This is a genomic window from Arthrobacter sp. CMU6 (assembly GCF_059090205.1).
In genome coordinates this window covers 1-5,835 of the sequence record NZ_JBNHFL010000063.1, presented here as the reverse complement: position 1 = coordinate 5,835, position 5,835 = coordinate 1, and the positions used below count along the sequence as shown (strand labels likewise).

At 59.4% G+C, this 5,835-nt stretch carries 4 protein-coding genes and 1 pseudogene; 2 read left to right on the top strand and 3 right to left on the bottom strand.

The features are described from left to right. Nucleotides 1-702 precede the first annotated feature (702 nt). Nucleotides 703-1,290, top strand: coding sequence for a TetR/AcrR family transcriptional regulator (locus AC5RWD_RS22960; protein WP_494022227.1), 588 nt, complete (start codon nt 703-705; stop codon nt 1,288-1,290). A gap of 637 nt (nt 1,291-1,927) precedes the next feature. Here the strand turns inward: AC5RWD_RS22960 and AC5RWD_RS22955 are convergent. Both AC5RWD_RS22955 and AC5RWD_RS22950 read right to left on the bottom strand, forming a co-directional pair. Beyond that, nucleotides 1,928-2,334, bottom strand: a pseudogene (locus AC5RWD_RS22955) (orotidine 5'-phosphate decarboxylase / HUMPS family protein); the annotation flags it as partial. 52 nt (nt 2,335-2,386) lie between these two features. Continuing rightward, on the bottom strand, nt 2,387-2,662 hold the full coding sequence (locus AC5RWD_RS22950) for a phosphoheptose isomerase family protein (RefSeq protein WP_494022226.1): 276 nt from the start codon (nt 2,660-2,662) through the stop codon (nt 2,387-2,389). A 424-nt stretch (nt 2,663-3,086) separates the two neighbouring features. Here AC5RWD_RS22950 and AC5RWD_RS22945 point away from each other — a divergent pair, with 424 nt between their 5' ends. Then, the gene (locus AC5RWD_RS22945; protein ID WP_494022225.1) at nt 3,087-3,296 is read left to right on the top strand and encodes a hypothetical protein; all 210 of its coding nucleotides are present in this window, start codon (nt 3,087-3,089) and stop codon (nt 3,294-3,296) included. A gap of 405 nt (nt 3,297-3,701) precedes the next feature. Here the strand turns inward: AC5RWD_RS22945 and AC5RWD_RS22940 are convergent, their stop codons facing one another. Next, the gene (locus AC5RWD_RS22940) at nt 3,702-5,195 is read right to left on the bottom strand and encodes an APC family permease (protein WP_494022224.1); all 1,494 of its coding nucleotides are present in this window, start codon (nt 5,193-5,195) and stop codon (nt 3,702-3,704) included. Nucleotides 5,196-5,835 lie beyond the last annotated feature (640 nt).

Below are 5,835 nucleotides of genomic sequence, written 5' to 3'. Positions count from 1 at the left end.
ATCACCGGCACCATGGCCACCAAACACCACACCCGCTGGCTCAACGCCATGGACGACTCCCTCGAACGCTACCTCCACGGCACCTCCCAAGACATCAACACCAACACCCACGACGCCATCGACGAACTGGCCGTCAAGTAGTTCTAGCCCCTGCAGCCAATAAGTGCGTCCTGAAAGAACCTCATCCCAGTTCTGGGCTGGAGTCGTGGCGCCGAGTCCGGGGGGACCTCCCAAAGCAATGCAGCGTCGGGGGTCCACCCGGTCGACTTCCAGGCGCCCGCTGCCATGCCCTGGCGTGTTTGGATGATTGAGCCCTTGGGGCAATGACTACCGCTTGCTGGACGACGGGAGGTGGCCGAGTTGCCTGCCCAGTGCAGGCCGGTGGCGGCACACGTTGGCCGGTTTCGGTCGAGCTCGCGGATGCAGTCGGACCCGGGGAGTGCGCCTGGCGTGAACCCGGGTCTTAGACGGTGATTATCTACGGCGCAGCTTTCCTGCGAACAATGCTACCCACGTTCGAGCACTAAACAGGATTGTCAACGTGACCGGCAGTTGGGGATCAGCCGGCGGTGAGAGGCGGTCTATAGAGTGGCCGGAAATAATACAGGGACGTTTGTTCCAGTCGATGGTTCAGCCGAGTTAAAAGCAATACTCTTAAGAAGAATCCTTACCGGGGGAAACCCGGAGACGGGAAAGTGAGCCATGCGGGTACCCTCTTACGAACGAAAAGAACAGCTGATTGCAGCAACCGTAGAACTGATGAGGCGGGAGGGCGTGCAGTCCGTGACCATGCGGGCCATCGCCAAGGAGGCCAAAGCACCCCTGGCCGCCGCACATTACAACTTCGCGGATAAGGACGAACTCATGGAGGCGGCCGCGGGAGCCTGGTTGAAAAACCTGGGCCGGTTTTCTCGCGACCTTCCTGTTCACCTGGGGCTTCGCAAGACTGTGGAACAGGTAGCTGAAGGTTATTGGCGCTCCTTGGAAGAAGAGCCGGCGAGCCTCCTCGCGGAGTTCGAACTCATTTTGTGGGCGACACGCAATGCCGCCTCCAGCCCGGTGGCTGCAAAAATCTACCCAGCGTATGAGGTAGAACTGGGAAACATGTTCTCTGCCGCGTGCGAAAGCACCGGGGAACAGTGCCGCATTGGGATGCCCGCCCTGGTCAGGTCATTTCTGATGATCTATGACGGAGCGGCCATTCAATACATCACTGATCCGAAGGGTACGGACCATCGCGCCCACTTCTTCATGATGGTGGATGCACTTCTGGTGAAAGCCGGCCTCTAGGGCACTGACCCTGCGGATGCCAGTGCCGGCCGGTTGACGATGACCAGGGCGTGCAGCGACGGTTCCCCCAGACCACGGACAGGATAGTGCGGGACGGATCGCAAGCGCCTTCCCCGCCGGGGCCGGTGTCACCTGCTGCAGGAGGGCGGCGACTAGGTCAAGTGGGCCTAAGCGAGATCGGTGTCCTCGGCCTTTGCATGCCCTATGTATTTCAAGGCGACCTGCAGTATGTCTCGTTCACCGAGTCCACTGATGCGTCGGTGGCTGATAGATTTTGCTGGCGGTTGCGCAGGCATACCCATCACCACGCCGTCCGGCCCGGGCTGGCAGCCCCTCAGCCAAGACGGGGAACCAAGCTTCCGGGCGTGTAAGGCCCGGGCCCTTTCGCCCCAGACTGGGCGAGGTGCACGTCCAGGATCAACTGCTCGCAGGCTTCCGGGTGGACTCGTTGAAGGAAAGGAATAGCCAGAGCCTGAGTCCATGGCCACCTCCCCGACTTCCGCCTGCGTACCCGGCCCCCTAGGAGCCAAAGCGGATCCCGGAATCCTCGTCGCCGTGGTCCCGCAACCCTTCCCCCGGTGGTATCTGGCCCGACAAGATATCATCACTCCCATAGTCATGGAAGGGCCGTCCCCCAAGCGTGCATCTCGACGAACGTCGCACCCAGGGCGCGGACTTCCTTGGCACGGGTGACCTTGTCCTCGATGCCGATGAGGTCCACGACCACGCCCTTGTTGTGGGCCTGGGCTGCCTTGACCGCACCGGCGATGGTGGAGTCATCGGCGGCACCGAGCACGGTGACCAGGTCAGCGCCGGCCTTGAAGGCGATGTCGGCTTCGAGCTCTCGCCGGCGTCCATCGTCTTCAGGTCGGCGAAAACGATCTTGTCCGAAGTGTGCTTCCTTGACGGCCGTGATGGCGGACAGGCCTTCGGCCTTGATCAGCGGGGTGCCGAGTTCGAGATGTCCACGTACTCGGCAACCTTGCCGGCCAGTTCGAGGGCAGCATCGGTGGTCAGCAGGTGAATGGCACTTTGAAGCTTCACGATGCTTGTTTTCTTTCTATAGAGAACGTGGTTTGTAGAAGTAGGTGGGTGGCTATTCGAGGTTGGCGTGGCCCAGCCACAGCTCCACCGCCGGTTGGCCGTCGTTGTCCCAGAGCGAATGGAAGATGGCCTCAGTGGCCACGAAGAGCGCCTGCTCGAAGAGCGACCCGGCGTACTGGCGTGAAACGCTCGTGCCGTGGTCAGTTTTCTGGGCGGCGGGAATGATCACCACTGCGCCGGCCAGGCCGGCACGCGGTGAATCCAAGTTGGTGGTGAAGGCTGCAATCCGCGCTCCGGCCTTCACTGCCGTCGCTGCTGCCTTAATCACACCGGACCGGCTGCCTCCTATGCCCGGCCCGGCTGGCCGTGCCGACAAAAAAACCGCTGTCTTGAACACTTGACTGATACACGCGTTCATGTCAAACTGGATGGGCTTAGGTGAGCTGAATCACACCCCAAAGCTCTGCGGGTTTCCCCTAAGGAATGGGACTGCGGATCCTTCGGGAGTTCTCCCCAGGAACCGATGTGCGGTTCACGTCCAGATTTAGAAGGTGAAAGATCATGACCCGTGAAGAGGCCTACGCAAACTGCTCCGCAGACTCATATGTCGAGTTCTACGGCGGGCGGTGGCTCATCGTGCCGTTCGCACCTGTTGAGCAACCACACTTCTTCGTATGTTCACCCATGGGTGTCCGTAGTTCGTAGACGGGCTTTAGCCAGTAATCGCCGCCATCCCACAGAAAAGAAGGGCCATGACCGCCATCCTTGACTCCATTGACATCCACGTCACGAACCGTCGCGCTCTGGATGATCGTCTTGATGAAGCCGTGAAGAACCTCCAGGAGTTGGCAATGCGCACGGGAAGGCGCGGCATCCTGATCGCCCGGAACAAGCCGGGACACTATACAGCCGCCTTGTCTGACCAGGTTCCGTTCGGGATAACACGCGAGATTATACGTTGAGCCCCTGCCGGGGTGGACATGCTGGCGGGCGTGCCAGATACGAGCTGGAAAGGTCCCCTGGGCGGTTGTTTCCAAAAACAGGTCCGCGGATTGCAGACACGGATCCGCTCCCACTCGAAAGATCCTTCTTCCGGCGCAGGGGAGCATCGATTGTTGCCAATGCGACGGGTGGCACCAGGCAGAGTGCTGAAGAGTCGCTTTGCAGAGTATTCTGCATTGTCGCTTCAGTCGCCACCTTGAATGGCAGCATGCGCGTGTCCACGCAAGCGCCCGACTGAGACAATCCCAGCCGGGCGCCTGCGAGACTCACATGCTCTTACAAACCTGTCACTGAGTCCAGCGGTGTTTCTGCGATGTGAGCCCACCGCGTTTCGGCCGGCTCAAGCCACACGCAGCCGATGTCAACTAGGAGCTTGGAACTTTCTCCAGACCCCCTGCAGCAGCATCTGCACCGCTTTCCGAGGGGCGGGCAGTGCCTGCTTTAAGCCTTGAGCGCCTCGATTCGTGCTGGGAATAGAACCAGATTGGTATGTAAAGAGCCAGTACGATGAAGCCGAGCCAGGTTGAGGTCCAACCGATCTCCAAGCTGTTCAGGTAGACGACGCCGACCAGGCACAGCGGCAGGTTGAACAGGCCGAAAAGCATGGCCACGTGTTTCCAGCCCCTGGGTGCCTTGAAAGGCCGTTCCAGGTGGGCGAACGCCGGGTGCTTCCTGGCCCTGACGTAGGCAAACAGGCTGATGCCGTTGGCACAGGTGTAGCCGATCGCGGCGGCAGCAAGGATGGCCGACAGGGACCCCATGGATATCAGCACCATATTGAATGCTGCGGTGACGAGCAGGGCAACGAACGGAGTTCCGTGGCGGTTCGTTTTGCCGAGGGATCTGGGCAGGTTGCCTTCTGCCGACATGGAATGCAGGGCCCGGGAGGAACCGAGGTAAGCCGTTTGGATGATCAGGATCATGGCGGCGATCAGCATGATGATCGTGACAACCGACCCGGCCTGGCCAAAGGTAGCCTGGGCGACCGGAATCAGCGGTGACACCGCTTCCGCCGCCACTCCGTCAACACCCAGCACTCCGATCACTGCAGCCTGTACCAGTACGTACGAGAAAAGGCAGATGATTCCGCACGCAAAAAGCGCTTTGGGGACATCCTTGGCGGGGTTTTTGTATTCGGGACCATAGATGGCTGCGGTTTCCCACCCGCAAGCACTCCACTGTGCGATTGCGAAGATGCCGAAGAGGATCAGGATATGGTGTGCGTCCCAGGCCCAGTCCGTGGGCATCCAGTTGCCGGTGATATTAGCCAGGTCAACGTGTCCGGTGGCAAATGGTGCGACCGTGAGGATCACGAGCGGTATCAGGGAAAATGCACCCAGAATGTAACCAAGGATGGCGCCATCCTTGAGCCCGAACCAGTTGACCACGAACAGTCCCACGAAAATTAGCAGACCAGAAATCAATGAGAGCTGATATTCCGTAAAGGTTTGCCCCAGTGCCGGGAACAGCCCATGGAGGTAGCCGCCGACGAGGATGGCGAAGATTGCCAGTACGGGATTCCAGGCGAACCAGTAGCTCCAGGCGCTGAAGCCCCCGATCAGTTTGCCCTTGTCGTACTTGCCCTTGTAATTGTCGGTTCGGAATATTTGTTGGGCGAAACCCGGCAGGCCTGAGGCCTTGGGAAAGGTGGTGGCCATTTCGGCGTACGCGGTGTTTTGAAAAAAGCCCTGAATGACTGATAGCCCCCAGATGAGGATGGCAGCCGCGGACAGATACATCGGCAGGTAGCCCAGAGACGGCAGAATCAGCAGGGGCACACCCAATGCGATGGCCAGGCCCTGCTTCCAGTCGATTGACCGTTCCAGATGACCAACGCCATCAGAAAGATTTTTACTCATAACAGTCTCCCTTAGACGGCTTAAAGCCGCCTGGTCTATTGGTGAATCGTTGAAGTCGTAAACGAAGAAATGCAGCATCTGCCTGCTAATTGCCGCTGACCAGCAGGATTAGCCGAATTCACGGCTCGAAATGAATGCCGCACTGCGCCTAGATAGATATTTCGGCGTGAACCGGAGATCTCGAGCAAGATCCGTTGCGAAGCCTCCGCCAAGCGAGGCCTTAGCTGAGAGCGTTGCCGCACCTCTAATGAAAAACGGATGTAGTGGTCATCCGGGAGCAAAGCGATCCGAGCGGTTGGAATCGTCTTCTTAAAACAATGGCACCGTCGGGGCCGTCCGTTCGGGTAGAACTGTCGGCAGGTTTAATCGAAGGGTTTCCACGCGTTCGCACCAGCAGCTGCGCTTCGAGTGCAGAGGCCAGCAAGGCACTTTCTTTCCCCCGCTAAAAGACGAAGTCTGAGGAAGAACGCAAGACCCTAATCCTGAGCGCATGCCGCGACAAATAAGCTCAGAGTTCGAAGTAGCGGAAGGAGTGCGATTCGGCGCCGTGGGGGTTGGGGCCGTAGGTGGTGACCATGCGTGCGTAGACCGGTGCCCAGTAGCGGCCGAGTTGTCCTGGATTGACGCGTGCCACGTCGCC